Origin of the sequence: Chlamydia gallinacea 08-1274/3 (genome assembly GCF_000471025.2) — a bacterium.
Classification (GTDB): domain Bacteria; phylum Chlamydiota; class Chlamydiia; order Chlamydiales; family Chlamydiaceae; genus Chlamydia; species Chlamydia gallinacea.
On record NZ_CP015840.1, the window covers coordinates 588,863 to 603,641 of the forward strand.

Consider the following 14,779-nt stretch of genomic DNA (forward strand, 5'->3'; position numbering starts at 1 on the left):
GCTTAGACTTTATGTTTAAGATGTAAATAATACGTAAGTAGTTGAGGATAACTGGGTAATCCAGGATAAAAATCAAACTGATGAGTTTTAGGATTGAGAAATCCTGTTTTTTGTTTGTTATAACAAACAATCGCTAGGCATGGGGCTCCGATAATATAGTTGTAACTTAATACCTGATTTAGCGTGCGCTGGTTAATCACGCGAGCTTTGCATTCTATAAGGAGTAGGGGCCGGGGTTGCCCCAGGTTATAGGCTTTCCCTTCGGCAGTAGTATATGTTACGGGAGTTGTAACGAGAAGATCAGGACGACATTTTTTAGGATAATGCGAAGGTCGTTGCTGTAGAAGAGGGGAAAGAGAGGCCAATCTTTTTTCTATAATGAGGAGATTAGCGGGGTAATGGAGCTCTTCAATAAGAAAGGTGATGAGCTTTTGTCGTACCTCCTCTTCGGGCGTAGATACTAAGATTTTGTCCCGTAGGGAATCAAATAATTTAAATGCAGGGGGAGATTTTTGCCTACGTGATATTGTGGAATCCTGGGGGGAGAAGGGGTTCGATGATGACATACTTGTCGTTGTTTTGTTTGTAGATCAATTGAATTTTATGTTCTTTTTCATTTAGGAATACAAGAGCTTTATCCTGAGAAGAAGAAAATTTTTGTAAGGCCTCTTCTTCAGAGAGTATAGGAAGAGGGACTTTTTTCTTAGACAGGTGTTTTTTCAGCATACTAGGAATGAAGCCATAGCATTTTAAAGCATCCCAGGCATCTAGGTTTTCTACGGGTAAAACATCATCATATTGATGATCAGCTTCTTCTAGTTGAAGGACGAGTTCTTCTTTTTTTGATAATCCTAGATTATGTTTCTTTTTATCGCGACGTATTTCTCGATGCTTATGAGTGAGTGTGCGTATTTTTTTAAACGCAGAAATAACTGCACTATAGGGATTAGGGCTGTGCGTTTGTACTTGGAAAGATTCTTTCCCTTTAGAAGCAAGCAGATGGACTTCTGTTCCCTGTTTATCCTTGTGTGAAATTAAAACAATATGAATCGATGTTACAGGAAGGTGCTGGCTTTTTTCTAAAATTAATTGGCGCAGAGGGGAGGAAATATGAAAGGATTTTCCCGTAATGGTTACCTCAACATTTTTCCGTTGCTGGGGGGATGATTTTTTTGTTGATCGTCGCCGAGGATTTTGCATACCTTCTCCTTTTGAGTAATAAAGACGTGCAACTTAGAAAAAATAGGAAAAGAAAAAGAGGCTTTCCTTAAGAACTATTATAAAGGGGGGGATCTTTATTCTGAAAAAATGTTTAACGCACCGAAGAGGATTCGAACCTCCAACCACCTGGTCCGAAGCCAGGTACTCTATCCGGTTGAGCTATCGGTGCTTATAACGGCTTGCTCTGAGGAGAAATCGAGGCGGAGTTTAGCAAAAGTTTCCCTGGAGTTCAAGAAAAACTCCTGATTCTTCCTACTTTGTCTTTTAACACAAAGCTAACATGGACTCGGTTAGGTGTGTAGGATTTTCCAGAATCACCACGCGTTCAATAACATTGGATAGTTCGCGGATATTCCCTGGCCAGGGATAGTCCATTAGAGCCAATTTTGCTTTTTCTGAAAGGGTTTTTAATGGACGATTATTTAAAGCACAGAATTTTTCTAAGAAATACTGTGCTAGGGGAAGGATATCTTCTTTACGTTCTCTTAATGGAGGGAGATAAAGGGGAATCACGTTCAGGCGGTAAAAAAGATCTTGGCGAAAGGTTTTTTCTTCAACGGCTTCTTTTAAGTTTCTATTTGATGTAGAGAGAATGCGCACGTCTACGGATAGAGTTTTTGTTCCTCCGAGATGTTCGAATTCTTTTTCTTGGATGACACGCAAAAGTTTTGCTTGTAAGTGCACGGGAATTTCGGTGATTTCATCTAAAAGGAGGGTCCCCCTGTGTGCAAGCTCAAATCTCCCGGCTTTTTTTGCTGAGGCTCCTGTAAATGCGCCTTTTTCGTGACCGAAAAACTCAGATTCTAAAAGAGTTTCAGGAATTGCAGCGCAATTGACCTTGATATAGGGGTGTAAAGAGCGAGGGGAATGGCTATGAATGAAAAATGCTAGGAGTTCTTTACCGCATCCAGATTCACCATGAATAAAAATATTAGCAGAACTACGAGCTGCTTTTTTGGCTTTAGAAAGAATCTCTTTCATCGAGGGGCTTTCCGCAATTAAAGGGTGGGATTCTGTAGGGACTTGTGATTTGAGAAGTAAATTTTCATGGACAAGATCTTGGAGTTGTTTGGCTTTCTGGATAAAGGCGAGTAGAGCTTCCGAAGAAAAGGGTTTGGTAAGATAGTTGAATGCTCCATAGCGCATAGCTTGTACAGCATTTTCTATAGTCCCATAGGCGGTAATGACTAAAACAGGAAGGTGAGGAGCATATTTTTTTGTTGTTTTAATAATGTCGAGACCTGTCCCATCAGGCATATTCATGTCAGAAATAATCAAGTCAAATTGTTCTGTTTTAATTTTGTGACAACCGTGTTTTACATTGTCCGCACAGCTGGGGACATAGCCTCGAGATAAAAGAAGTTCTGAAAGAAAATCTCTTAATAGGGGTTCATCGTCTATTATTAATATATTTTTGATGCCCATTATAAACGTTTATAACCAAATCTTTTCATTGTTTTAATTAGTCTATGTAATTTTTATTTTCTAGTCGTTTCTGACTGATTAAGTTTTTTTATTGATTTTCAACTATTTTCGGCTATAAACTTTTTTGTGTTAATTGCTGTTTGGGTTTTATATATGGCGTCAAATGCGATCAGTGGATCTCCTGCAATCACGGCATTAGAGAAACGACCCTCTTTATCCTTGTTTTCTGATTTAACTCCTAAAGAACAAGAGGAATCACGTTGTCAGGCCCTTTCATGTATAGTAAGTTTAGTTTTGGGTATTTGTTCCATTTCTCTGGGTTTATTAAGTTTAACCTTGTTGCCCGAATTAACTGTAACCTTTATAGGCATAGCTTGTGTGGCTATAGGAACTGTTCTTTTAATTACCGGTATTTCCCTAGGCTTAGCTATCCGCCTTTCTAAAAGATTTATACCACCTCGTATAAGTATTCGTGATTTACAAGATAAGCTCCGTCATATGTTAGAAGCACGTACTCCTAGTGTAGGTGAGCCTAGGGGAGAGGATGCGTTGACAACCATCCGAGAAAAAGAGGTGATGTTAGCAACTTTTGATAAGGAATTACGTGAGCAGGAGAGATCTTTTTATGCCTTATTATCACAAGAAGCTGAGGACAGACATCAGTTATTATTTGATTTATCGGAACTTCGTGAGATTCAGGAACGTGTAAGTAGTGAGTTAGGGGCTTTGTACAGTTGCTATGGTGATCATAGTGTGATTGGTAGTGCGAATGATCAGCGTTTATTGCAGTTGGAAAGCGATAGGAATTTATTAATACAGCAGATAGTAGATTTAGATGCTTCTAGAAGTAAGAACATGGAAGTTATTGAGGAACTGAGAGAAAAATTAAAAGTTCTTTCTCAACAAATTCGTCAAGTAGAACAGCAAATAGGAGAAGAAGAATCTTTAGGTTTTAGTGAATCGAAACAAACGGCTACCTTTGCTCTTCAGGATTTATTACAGGAGCGCAATCACTTATTAAGTAAGCTGGCTGATGGATACAATAAATTCATTTCGTCTTCCTCACATCAGCAAGATTTAATGCAACAGCGTTTGCATTTGGATAAAGCGATTCAAAGTATTTTAGATATGGAGACGGCAACTGTCTTATTAAAGCGTGATTACAAGTCGCACTATTTTGATGCGAAGTTTGTTATACAGCGATTGCGTGAAGATCTACAAAGCAAGGAGTCGGCGATACTTGCTTTAACTCAAGAAGTAGATAGACTAAGTGAGGCAATGGACCAATTGAAAGAGTCCTTTCCTTTAAGTGCCGCCACTATAAAGGAGCTCCAGAGTTTACGTGAGGAGGTGGAATCTAAGAAAAAGACGATAGAAGATCTGCAAGAGAAAATTACGAATAGTAAAAATCTTCTTAGAGAAATTGGTGAAATCAATGCTCGCTTGGAAGAGAAAATGCAACAACAGCATCAGGATCAGTTATTGATTGATGCTTTAGAACGGCAGCAGCGTGTCCTTGAGAAGAAGATTCATGAGCAGAAGGAGCAGCTAGACTGTAAACTTGCTCAAGAGCGTGCTTTGAAGGAAGAAAACACTCAGCTGCGAGATACAATGTATTATTGGGAAAGTGAGCAAGTACATCGCCTTACAGAGGAATTGGCTCAGGCACAAAAGCATATGCAAGCTCTTGAAAAAGAAAAAAGAGAACTCCTGGATAACTTACACTTATCTGAAATTACTATGCGTGATGCGCAAGAGAAGATCCAAAGTTTAGTAGGAGAGATGTTGTTGAAAGATAATGAATTGATGCAAAGCAGGAGTGAAGTGATAGTACTACGGGATCAGCTTTCTTCTTCTGAAGAAGAGGTTAGTACTTTAAAAGAAGGTATGGCAGATCACAAGGGCTTATTGGTTTCCTATCAATCATTACAAAAGCTAGTATCCCGGTTAGAAAATGATTATATGGCACTTGAAGCGCAAATGAGGAAAGCTATAGAGCAAAATCTTGCTGCAGCAGAATCTTCTCATGAATTAGGAAGAGAAAAAGAACGACTTTTGCAAGAGCTGCAAGAATTAAGCCAACGTTATCACTCTGAGGTAGAACAATTAAATCAGGAAAAAACTCGGTTAGAAGAAGAGGCTTTGCGAAGATATCTTTCCCATGCTGAAGAGGTAGTGGATTTACAATCGATAAATCGGCAGCTAACAACTCAGCTTCAGGAAGCATTCACACTAGCTGAAGGTAGTGAAGAAGGTGCTTTACGCATGCTAGCATCACAATTAATTTCTTATTCTCCTTATATTAAGGAAGGTGTCAAGGAGGAGATCAAGGGGTTCCCCTGTGATAGACTACTTGCATTTGTTTCTCCTCGATTTTTTGGATGTTTAGGTGCTGAGATTTCCTGTAGTTTATTACGTCCAGGAGTGAACTTAGAGGAAGAAGGATGGGGAGGTACCGAGGAAGAAAAACGTGTACTTGTGCGTAATCGTTGTTTCCGTGAGTGGTTATTTGCTTTATTAGGGCATTTTTCTTTTGATCAAGTGCAGGCGTTAGTGAAAATAACTAAGGAGTTGGTTCGGGAATCCGTACTAGAGAATTCATCAGAAGGATTGTCTAAATTAGAAAACGAGTTCCCCGCATTAAGTTCTGCAATAGTCACCTTAAAAGAGTGGCTGGAGGAATGCTATCCTTATATTACGCATCTTCCTATTTTTAATTCTTCTACACGTTGGAGAGCTTTTTTATTTGAGTTATTACAGAATATGTGTGAAGGCCCGGAGGGAGCCTTTGGTGTTCTTTTACCGAAAGAACGGGCCTATTTCCAGACATTATCCTATTTTTCGGGAAATCTTCCTTTAGTTTTGGGAAGTATTGGTGGTAGACAAGGGATTGCGCATCCTTTAGGGAGTTTTGCTTATTCTACCTTTAAAAATGTTTCTTGGGATCGTGTGGTACAAGCTGTTAAGAAGTTGTTGCATATCCGAAGTTTGCTAGATGGACCAGAGCTTATCGATGTCCATAGTGTTAGTGAGGTTGTATTCAGTACAATATCCATCCAAGCTTATTTAGCTACCCTATCCCAAAGGTATTCGTCATCTCGATGGCAAGCTCCTAAGGATTTATAACTTTTTACAAATAGGGAATTTTCAAAATAAAGGTGACTTGTTCTTGGCTATTTTCCACGTGGATGTCGCCTCCGTGTAAACGCATAATTTTAAGAGCTTCGGCTAATCCAAGACCATTGCCTCGTGTTTTTGTTGTAAAGAAGGGTGTAAACAGCTTATCCATAATAGAAGCGGGCAGTGTCCCTGGATTTGTTACAGAAATGTCCCCAGATGTATGTAATGTTAATGTCATCGGTAGATCTGTAGCTTCTGCAGCATTTTTTACTAAATTCCACACTACACTGTTGATTCTATCAGGGTCTATAGAGCGGATTAAAGGCAGCGTAGTTTCTCGTTGATATTGGCACGAAGGGAAGGTAATTGATAGTAAAGGAATAAGAGAGGAAAAAAACTCTTGAAGATCGATAATTTTTAAATTTAACGGTTGGGATTTTGTATATTCAAGCATGGAAGAGACAAGAGTACTTAGAGAACGTGTCCCTTCAATGATAGAAGACAGCATACGTTGGTGTCGCAAGGAAGGCAGCTCCTCTTTTAATAGAGCAGCAAATCCCGCAATTCCACTTAGAGGATTGCGAATTTCATGGGCTAGAGTAGCAGTCATTTTACCTAACTCAGCGATATTTTTATACTTTTCTATAGCATTCTCTAATTGTTTATATTCCGAGCGGTCGCGAATTAAAATAAATAAATATCCATTAGATGAGTTTTTTTTTACGAAAATTTCTGTTTCACAGTCTTGGTTATTCTTTGATAGAGTGACTCGTAAGGTTTTAGGTAGAGGTAATGAACTGAGAGCTTCTGTAATGGAAAATCCGAAAAACATATCAGGGAAGAAGTCTGTAAATGGTTGTTCAAGAATATGTAAATTTTCAGGCACCCCTAGGATTTCTCTAGCTTGGGAATTGAAAATAAGAACATGACCAGATTCTGATAATAAAATAATTCCATCAGGAATTGAGGTAAGAATAGTATCTGCTTGTTTGTATGATTGAGTAATGCGGGTTTTGATTTCTATTAACTCGTGAGTTGAAGAACAGGAATTATGTGTATCGTTGTTGTTCATAAATTCCTAACTCCTTTTTTTTCTGCAGGTAATTGATTTTGTCTGCGTCAAGAATTTGAGTAATGATTTTTTGGATTTCCATGAGTTCTTCTTGAATATCTTGAGGGAGAACAGAGGTAAAACAACACCGAAATTCTTTAATTTTGGTATCAACTTTTTCTATACAGGATAAAAGGATTTTTTTCTGCCGTAATACTTTTTCTAGCTCTGTTGTAGATAGAGACGACTCTGATTTGGTAAGATCAAGAATAGCAAGGAAAAATCCTTTCTTTTTTTTTAAAAGTAAAAGGAGAGCTTGTTCTTTCATAAAAGACTAGAGATTCGCACGTAGCTTTTCCTTAAAAAAACTACTCGTGCATTTATTAGCAACATGAAAAAAACAAGGAAGAAACCTATGCCGGCGATTGGACTCGAACCAACACCTTATTGCTAAGAGTAGATTTTGAGTCTACCGCGTCTACCATTCCGCCACGCCGGCATAGTAACTAACTGGAGTATAATTTACGGGTTCGTTTCTAATAATCGCAAGGGAAATCTCTTAATTTACATGAGATAGCGAGGAAGAAATTTTCTGGGGGGTTTCTATGTCGTATAGAAGCTCGATGGATAGCAGAGTACCTAAATTTTCTGGAGTTAGTGTAATGAAAAATTCTCCGTTACTCAATGTTGTATTTGTAGTAGAGAACTCGATGGTCATGGGATAGGTGGAAGTTTTTTTGTATAAGGAAAGTAGCGCGCGGTTTAGCTCCTCTACAGAGGGAGTTTCAGAAATCCAGATACGGACAGCATTTCCTTGGAGATGTTTCTTAGGCAAAGCTATTCCCAAAGCCTGAAGAAAATTTAGGTGTTTCTGACAACAAAAGCCTTCGCGAATGGAAAGGGAATACTGTTTATTTAAAACACGTGTAATATCAATAAGTCGTGGGTGGAAAGGAAAATTTTTACATAAACTATGGGTAAAACCATCGCAGTCATAGAGAATATCAGTTTCTGTTTCTAGGAATTGAGAGGTTCCGCGACAGTAAAAGGAATACGTGGTAATGATTGGTTTTTTTAGGGAAGGCCATGGGTATTGGGGAGAAGGACATTCTTTTTCTTGAGGATAGAGAATTACTGGGTATCCTTGCTGTGACGTAATTCTTCCGGAGTGAATATTCCGAGTTGTAGAGGATGATGAGCATCCGCATAATATATACAGTAGTAGAAGGAGACAGTGTCTTCTCATAAGGATCATTATACTATTTTATAAAAAATAATGGCTTAATTTTCGTAGGTCGCCTTAGATTATCTTTTATTTTGAGTTAGGGTTTTATGTTTAATAGGCTTTTTATGGGAGTGAGATTTCAGTGACTCTACATATTCAGGACTACCAGGTATTTTTTTTTGATTTAGATGGTTTGCTTGTGGATACAGAACCTCTGTATTACCGTGCTTTTTTGTCAGTATGTCGTCAGTATAACGTAAACATCACGATAGATTTCCTTACGTATTATCGATTCGCTATGTTAGGTAGGGACGCATTCCAAAAAGAAATAGTCACTCGTTTCCCAGAAATGCAGACATTGTTTCCGCAGTGTTTTTATGAAAGAGAGAAATTTTACCAACGGTTTCTTTCTACCGAGGTCCCTAGGCTCTTACCAGGAGTTAAGGAGTTTTTAGACTTGTTAAGTAAGCAAAAAAAAACTCTGGGGGTGGTGACGAATTCTTCACGCATTTCTGTAGAGCGTTTTTATGATATGTTTCCAATTTTTGCACATTTTCAATTTTTCGTGACTCGTGAAGACTATGAGCGTCCTAAGCCTTATAGTGATAGCTATTGCTATGCATACCAGAATTTTGTTCGTGAAGGAGAAAGAGTTATTGGTTTTGAAGATAGTGTCAAGGGTCTGCGTGCTCTTGCAGGAATTCCAGCAGCTTTGGTAGGTATTAATTCTAAGTGTACATTTTCGATTGCGAGTCATCAGGATTTTTATGACAAAGAGTTGTATTATTTCCCATCTTTCTGTGATTTAATGGCACATGTAGGTGAACAAAACCACTGGTAGGGTTGACGATAGCAAGTATGATGCAAAGATAAAGCATAGCTAGGTGCTGCTGGGGGACCTTGTCTGCGATTTTTCTTATTTAAGATTTCTATTAGAAATTCTGGGGGGTACTTTTGTCTGCTAATATCTAGAAGCGATCCAACAATATTTCTTACCATTTTGTATAAAAAGCCATTGCCTTTACAGATAATTATTACTGTGTCGTTTTCCTCAATGATATCCAAGGCGAATAAGGTCCTTACTGTAGAAGTATATTCTCGTCCTAGGTTAGCGAAAGAAGCAAAATCGTGAGTTCCTAGTAGGTATTGAGCGCCTTGACGCATAAGATCAGTTTTTAAAATATGCCGAGGAGAATAATAAAAATAACGTTGCCAAGGAAGCGGCTTGCTTAGGCGTGTTAGAGAGTAGCGGTATTCTTTAGCCACAACATGAAAACGTGAGTGAAAATTTGTGTTGGTGATGACGACATCACGAATAACAATATCTTTGGGCAGGAGAGCATTGAGCATTTTTTTTATTTGTGCAGCTTGTGCAAATGCCGGATGATCGGGTTGCGAGAAATGGGCGACTTGACCGTAAGCATGGACACCAGCATCTGTTCTTCCTGAGGCCGTGACAACAAGAGGACGGCCAATAACGCGGGATAATGCTGTTTCCAATACTTCTTGAACTGAGAGAGCATTAGGTTGTCTTTGCCATCCAGCATAGGCAGTTCCTTGATAGGCAATGAGTAAAACAACGCGAGTCATAGTAATGCTTGGGCTATGGCTAAATCTTTAGGATAGGTAATTTTAATTTGTGGATGAGACGTGAACACTAAAGAAATCGGCATGCCTAGGAGTTCAGCAGCTTGTGTATCGTCGTTAAGGATTAGGTGGTGTTTTTGCGCAAAAGAAATCCCTTCTACAAGAGTAGTGGTTTTTAAGCATTGTGGTGTGTGAATCATGGCTAGCTGATCTCGGTTAATTGTTTTCACAGGATCGCGTTGTTTTATAGTGTAGGGAATTTCGGAAGCTAGGGCTGCAGCGCCTGTTTCCTGTGCTTTTTTTAAAAGTTGAGAGATATCATCTGGATAGAGAAAGGGACGTACACCATCATGAATGAGCACCCAAGGATGAGAAACTTTTTGTAGTCCTGAAAGGACAGAGTCTTGGCGGAGGATTCCTGCGGGTGCTAGCTTTATAGGATAGGGGGAGAAAACATCATAATAGTCTGGGTGGCTGACAACAATAATTTCGGTAATTTCTTTGATTTGTAAAGCTGCATCTAAAGCATGAAGAACCAGAGGTTTCCCTTGTAAAGGGAAGTACTGTTTGGGCTGAGAAGCTTTGAAGCGTGTGCCTTTTCCTCCACTAAGCAGAACTAACGAGCAGTTAGTGTCCATAGATACACCTGAGTAAACAAATTTCTGGAGGAGATAGCAATCGGAGTCGTTTTAATCCTCCTAAGCCACGATTTACATATAATTGTGTTTTTCCGTCAGGTAATAGGAAAAGCCCGCGTATTAAGTGAGGATTTTCTAATCCTGAAATTTTGTTTAACATTTTATTGGCAATTTTTGGCCAAGGAAGCCAGATTTGTGATCCATGGGTATGCCCTGAAAAAATAAAGTCTCCGGGATAATCTGCTAGTGTATGCGCGGTATCCGGATTATGAGAAAGGATAATACCCGGTAACGTGGGGTTGTAGTTAGTAAACGCGTGTTGGGGACAGAATTGTTTAGCAAAGAGATCGCCTAACCCCACAACATTGATCATATCAGGAATTACGTAACTTTCATTATGTAGCAGACGAATAGGAGTATTTTTTAATACGTGGATTAATTCTTGATGGGGAGGTTGTGGTTGTAGTTTTTCTGCAAAATAGTAGTGATTTGAACCAAAAAGTCCTTGAGCAATTGAGACATATGCGCGTTTCAAAGGTTGACTTTTACTTTTGGGAATGATGTCGATATTTCCTTGGGTATTCCTGGAAACATATTCTTGATAATCATGATTCCCTAGGGAAGCGTATACTCCTAAAGGAGCATGAAGAGTATTTAGGAAAGCTTCTAATCGTCCCTTATGTTCCATCTGCGAGCGGCAAATAAAGTCTCCAGAAAATATAAGAATATCGGGAGAGAGGTCAGTGATTTGTTTAGAAACTTTTTTAAGAAATCTGGAGGGCACATTCTTTTGGAAATGGAGATCAGAAATATGTACGATGCGTAAGCCGTGTAAATAGGCATACTTTTTTGGCAATTTCCAGGTAAGATGAGATGTTTTCAAATGATTTGGCTCTATAAAATTAGCCCAAGAAAAGACAGCCAAAGAAACTGCTGCTGAGGATAAAATAGTAAATCCCACAATGATACTATTGATACTATAAAAAATTTCCCCCTCGTCTTATTAGGACGAGGAGCCCACGAAAGAATTGCTATGCTGATTTTATTTTGTGATATGTTTAGAGAGAGCTTTTGTCATTTGGAACATATCCATTGTGCTTGACGAACCAAAGACTTTAGCTAGATTGCTATCCGGAAGGATATTTCGTTTATTCTTTGGGTCTTGTAAGTTATGTTTTTTAATATATTCCCAAACTTTTTTCACAATTTCAGTGCGGGGCATAGGTCCCTTGCCAACAATAACTGCCAATTCAGAGGAAATATTGACAGGGTTCATAAAAGCAGAGTTTTTATTTTTTTCACTCATCGATTACTCCTAGTAAAGGTGGTACGAAGAGACCTAAGCTCTTCATCACAACTTTTTTATCTTTCAAGAAGGTTTCTCGTCAAAACAAATTTAGTTTGCGGTTCTTCTTTGCTTGATAGCTTTTTTAAGAATTGTATTTTGGAGGGGAAATTGGGGGGAATGTAGTAGAAAAATTTGTGTTATATAGACTTATTGACTTTATTATTTTTCCTTTTCTAGAATCCTAGCCAGTTACGAGATACTGAGATTTCTTCATATGCATGAAAGTTTAGATAAGCGGTTGGAAGCTCTATTGGTAGGCTTAGATTTGGCCAGGAGGTTTTTTTGACCTCACAAGTAAGACACAAGAACTAACACAACTTGAAGAGAAGACTTTGTGTGAGGGGTTTTGGCAAGATGCCTCTCAGGCAGGAAAAGTTTCTGAACGTATTTCGTTTTTAAGACGTCAAATTTCTAGTTACCATGAATTAAAGCAAAAGGTAGAAGATCTTGCTTTTTTCTTAAATGATAATGATGCTATTGCGAATCCAGAGTTTCGGAAAGATTTAGAAAAAGAATTTGCCTATTGCGAGCGTATCCTTGCTGAGTGGGAAACACAACGTTTATTATCTGGAGAAGTAGATAAAAATGCATGTTTTCTGACGATTAATGCAGGGGCAGGAGGAACAGAGTCTTGTGATTGGGTAGAGATGCTTTATCGGATGTATGTTCGTTGGGCAGCCAGTCATCAATGGCGTGTGGAAAGTATCGATCGTTTGGATGGTGATGTTGCGGGCATAAAGCATATTACCATGAAGATTTCTGGAGAGTATGCTTATGGGTATGCTAAGGCAGAGCGTGGAGTACATCGGTTAGTTCGTATTTCTCCTTTTGATAGCAATGCAAAGCGTCATACAAGTTTTGCTTCTGTGGATGTATATCCTGAAATTGATGACCGGATAGAAATTGATATTCGTCAGAATGACTTGCGTATTGATACGTACCGTTCTTCTGGGGCTGGTGGGCAACACGTCAATGTGACGGATTCTGCCGTGCGGATTACTCATTTACCTACGGGTATTGTTGTGTCTTGTCAAAGTGAACGTAGTCAGATCCAAAATCGAGAAAGCTGTATGAAAATGCTACGAGCACGGATATATCAACAGATCCTTCAGGAGCGATTGGAAAAGCAACTTCTTGATAGAAAAAATAAAAAAGAAATTGCTTGGGGTTCACAAATTCGTAATTATGTTTTTCATCCCTACACCTTGGTAAAAGATGTGCGCACAGGATATGAGACAGGAAATGTACAGGCAATGATGGATGGGGAGTTATTAGATGATTTCATTAAAGCATATTTAGTAGAATACGGAGAAGTCTCGTGATGGAAGAAGATAAGGGGACAGGAGTTCCTGGACTAGAAATCCGTTATACATTGCCTAGTGATGGGACTTACATGCAGCAGTGGTTAAATGACCCTAAGATTCTTCGTGGGTTCCCATTGAAAACGGAAGCAGAAATTCGTGATAGTGTGAATTTTTGGGTAGGTTTTTATCGTTATCATAGTAGTTTAACTGCTGTGTATAAAGGAGAAGTTTCCGGGGTTGCTACACTGATTTTAAATCCCTATATTAAAGTTTCTCACCATGCATTAATCTCAATTATTGTGGGAGAGCCTTATCGTAATCGGGGGATAGGCACAGCTTTATTAAATAATTTGTGCCATTTAGCAAAGACACGCTTCCATTTAGAGATTCTCTACTTAGAGGTATATGAGGAGAATCCGGCTATCAGTTTATATAAGCGCTTTGGTTTTATAGAAGTAGGGAGACAAAAGCGATTTTATAAGGATGAAATCGGTTATCTTGCAAAGATTACTATGGAGAAGGATCTATAAGAAGAATCTCTTTTTACGAGGGAATTTCTATGATATTTTCAAAAACTCGTTATGTTTTGAGGAAGTTTTCTCAGCAGTTTTTGTCTTCAGCCCCTTCTGAGGAAGAACTGCCCTATCCAAGAGCACGCTCTCGGTCGATTCTTCCCATAGATTGTACTCCCGGTAAAGTTTTTGACTTAAAGAAAATCTATCAAGATTTAAATATACGATTTTTTAAAGAGGAATTGCAATTGACGATTGGATGGTTCGGGCGAGAACGCTCGAAATCTGTGCGTAAGGCAGTTCTTGGGTCGTATCATGAAGAAGAAAAAGCTATTCGTATCCACCGTTCTTTAGATCGTAAAGCTATTCCTCTATTTTTTATGGAATACCTTGTATATCATGAAATGGTTCACAGTGTTGTGCCTTATGAGTATTCGGGTTCAGGAAGAACTATTTTTCATGGGACAAAGTTTAAGGAATACGAAAGGCGTTTCCCTTTGTATGAAAAGGCTGTCGCCTGGGAAAAAGCTAATAGATATGTATTGTTGAAGAAAACAAAATCATAAGAATAGGTAAGAAACATGGCGGGACACAGTAAGTGGGCCAATACCAAATATCGTAAAGAACGAGCGGATCATAAAAAAGGAAAAATTTTTTCGCGAACGATAAAGGAACTCATGGCTGCTGTGAAAAGTGGAGGGCCCGATCCGAAAACGAATGCTCGCTTACGAGTTATTATACAAAAAGCGCGAGATCAAAATATTCCTAATGAGAATATTGAAAGGAATTTAAAAAAGGCTTCGAGTTCAGATCAAAAAAACTTCGAAACAGTTACCTACGAGCTCTATGGTTATGGAGGCGTAGGAATTATTGTTGAAGCGATGACAGATAATAAAAATCGCACAGCATCGGATATGCGTATTGCAGTGAATAAGCGTGGAGGTTCTCTAGTAGAACCTGGAAGTGTTCTTTACAATTTCTCAAGGAAAGGCGCATGCTACGTTCCTAAAAATGCTATAGATGAATCTACTCTTCTTTCTCATGTCGTTGATATAGGAGCCGAAGATTTAGAGAGTGATGATGAAGAGTTTTTTGTTGTTCTCTGTGATCCTGCAGAACTCGCTACGATTAAAGAAAAGCTTGTTGCTTTGGGAGTCCCTTGTTCTGAAGAAAAACTTATTTATCTTCCCTTACGTCTTGTAGATTGTGATGAAAAAGACGGGGAGGCTAATCTTGCTTTGGTCACCTGGTTAGAAAACATTGATGATGTGGATGATGTGTATCACAATATGGCATAAAGCTTTTCCATAGAAAAAGTAAGAGAAAGTGTTTTCCTTTTTGATGTGAG

General features: G+C 38.7%; 15 protein-coding genes, 2 tRNA genes and 1 pseudogene. 6 read left to right on the forward strand and 12 right to left on the reverse strand.

Annotated elements, in window-relative coordinates:
* Positions 1-2: 2 nt before the first annotated feature.
* The 4 genes from M787_RS02695 to M787_RS02710 form a co-directional block, all read right to left on the reverse strand.
* Complete coding sequence (locus tag M787_RS02695; protein ID WP_021828925.1) at positions 3-566, reverse strand: type I restriction enzyme HsdR N-terminal domain-containing protein; 564 nt, start codon at positions 564-566, stop codon at positions 3-5.
* Positions 517-1,200 carry an HPF/RaiA family ribosome-associated protein gene (locus tag M787_RS02700; protein ID WP_021828926.1) on the reverse strand — a complete coding sequence of 228 codons (684 nt, stop codon included), beginning with the start codon at positions 1,198-1,200 and terminating at the stop codon, positions 517-519. Before M787_RS02700 ends, M787_RS02695 begins: the two co-directional genes overlap by 50 nt.
* 116 nt (positions 1,201-1,316) lie before the next feature.
* Positions 1,317-1,390, reverse strand: a tRNA-Arg gene (locus M787_RS02705).
* A 95-nt stretch (positions 1,391-1,485) separates the two neighbouring features.
* On the reverse strand, positions 1,486-2,646 hold the full coding sequence (locus M787_RS02710; RefSeq protein WP_021828927.1) for a sigma-54-dependent transcriptional regulator: 1,161 nt from the start codon (positions 2,644-2,646) through the stop codon (positions 1,486-1,488).
* Positions 2,647-2,799: 153 nt separating this feature from the next.
* On the opposite strand from M787_RS02710, the gene M787_RS02715 reads away from it, so the two are divergent.
* Complete coding sequence (locus tag M787_RS02715) at positions 2,800-5,772, forward strand: coiled-coil domain-containing protein (protein ID WP_040429841.1); 2,973 nt, start codon at positions 2,800-2,802, stop codon at positions 5,770-5,772.
* Positions 5,773-5,776: 4 nt separating this feature from the next.
* On the opposite strand, the gene M787_RS02720 is transcribed toward M787_RS02715, so the two are convergent.
* The 4 genes from M787_RS02720 to M787_RS02735 all read right to left on the reverse strand — a co-directional run bounded on the left by M787_RS02720 (position 5,777) and on the right by M787_RS02735 (position 8,063).
* The gene (locus M787_RS02720; RefSeq protein WP_021828929.1) at positions 5,777-6,838 is read right to left on the reverse strand and encodes a two-component system sensor histidine kinase NtrB; all 1,062 of its coding nucleotides are present in this window, start codon (positions 6,836-6,838) and stop codon (positions 5,777-5,779) included.
* Positions 6,816-7,145 carry a hypothetical protein gene (locus tag M787_RS02725; protein WP_021828930.1) on the reverse strand — a complete coding sequence of 110 codons (330 nt, stop codon included), beginning with the start codon at positions 7,143-7,145 and terminating at the stop codon, positions 6,816-6,818. The genes M787_RS02720 and M787_RS02725 overlap by 23 nt, the downstream gene beginning before the upstream one ends.
* A gap of 88 nt (positions 7,146-7,233) precedes the next feature.
* Positions 7,234-7,316: transfer RNA gene (locus M787_RS02730), tRNA-Leu, on the reverse strand.
* Between the two features lie 60 nt (positions 7,317-7,376).
* Positions 7,377-8,063 (reverse strand): hypothetical protein, encoded by a 687-nt coding sequence (locus M787_RS02735; protein ID WP_021828931.1) that lies wholly within the window; start codon positions 8,061-8,063, stop codon positions 7,377-7,379.
* Positions 8,064-8,184: 121 nt separating this feature from the next.
* Here M787_RS02735 and M787_RS02740 point away from each other — a divergent pair, with 121 nt between their 5' ends.
* Positions 8,185-8,883: an HAD family hydrolase gene (locus M787_RS02740; RefSeq protein ID WP_021828932.1), complete on the forward strand. Its 699-nt coding sequence runs from the start codon at positions 8,185-8,187 to the stop codon at positions 8,881-8,883.
* On the opposite strand, the gene truA is transcribed toward M787_RS02740, so the two are convergent.
* The 4 genes from truA to M787_RS02760 all read right to left on the reverse strand — a co-directional run bounded on the left by truA (position 8,826) and on the right by M787_RS02760 (position 11,573).
* Entirely contained in the window at positions 8,826-9,632 is an 807-nt protein-coding gene (truA, locus tag M787_RS02745) for a tRNA pseudouridine(38-40) synthase TruA (RefSeq protein WP_021828933.1), read from the reverse strand. The two genes, M787_RS02740 and truA, sit on opposite strands and share 58 nt — an antisense overlap.
* Positions 9,629-10,267: a 2-C-methyl-D-erythritol 4-phosphate cytidylyltransferase gene (gene ispD, locus M787_RS02750; protein ID WP_021828934.1), complete on the reverse strand. Its 639-nt coding sequence runs from the start codon at positions 10,265-10,267 to the stop codon at positions 9,629-9,631. Before ispD ends, truA begins: the two co-directional genes overlap by 4 nt.
* The gene (gene lpxG, locus M787_RS02755; RefSeq protein WP_034734542.1) at positions 10,257-11,231 is read right to left on the reverse strand and encodes a UDP-2,3-diacylglucosamine diphosphatase LpxG; all 975 of its coding nucleotides are present in this window, start codon (positions 11,229-11,231) and stop codon (positions 10,257-10,259) included. Before lpxG ends, ispD begins: the two co-directional genes overlap by 11 nt.
* Before the next feature lie 78 nt (positions 11,232-11,309).
* Positions 11,310-11,573, reverse strand: coding sequence for an SWIB/MDM2 domain-containing protein (locus tag M787_RS02760; RefSeq protein ID WP_021828936.1), 264 nt, complete (start codon positions 11,571-11,573; stop codon positions 11,310-11,312).
* Positions 11,574-11,829: 256 nt separating this feature from the next.
* Between M787_RS02760 and prfB the strand changes: the two genes are divergently transcribed.
* From prfB to M787_RS02780, 4 genes and pseudogenes are all read left to right on the forward strand, one after another.
* Positions 11,830-12,937 (forward strand): peptide chain release factor 2 gene (gene prfB / locus M787_RS02765; protein WP_169814965.1). Its coding sequence is split into 2 segments (ribosomal slippage): positions 11,830-11,886 and positions 11,888-12,937, totalling 1,107 coding nucleotides; the frame shifts between segments, so codons are not numbered across the junction.
* Positions 12,937-13,449 (forward strand): GNAT family N-acetyltransferase, encoded by a 513-nt coding sequence (locus M787_RS02770; protein WP_021828938.1) that lies wholly within the window; start codon positions 12,937-12,939, stop codon positions 13,447-13,449. The genes prfB and M787_RS02770 overlap by 1 nt, the downstream gene beginning before the upstream one ends.
* Before the next feature lie 29 nt (positions 13,450-13,478).
* Positions 13,479-14,029: pseudogene (locus tag M787_RS02775) on the forward strand (hypothetical protein).
* The gene (locus M787_RS02780) at positions 14,013-14,729 is read left to right on the forward strand and encodes a YebC/PmpR family DNA-binding transcriptional regulator (protein ID WP_021828940.1); all 717 of its coding nucleotides are present in this window, start codon (positions 14,013-14,015) and stop codon (positions 14,727-14,729) included. The pseudogene M787_RS02775 and the gene M787_RS02780 overlap by 17 nt, the downstream one beginning before the upstream one ends.
* Positions 14,730-14,779: the final 50 nt, after the last annotated feature.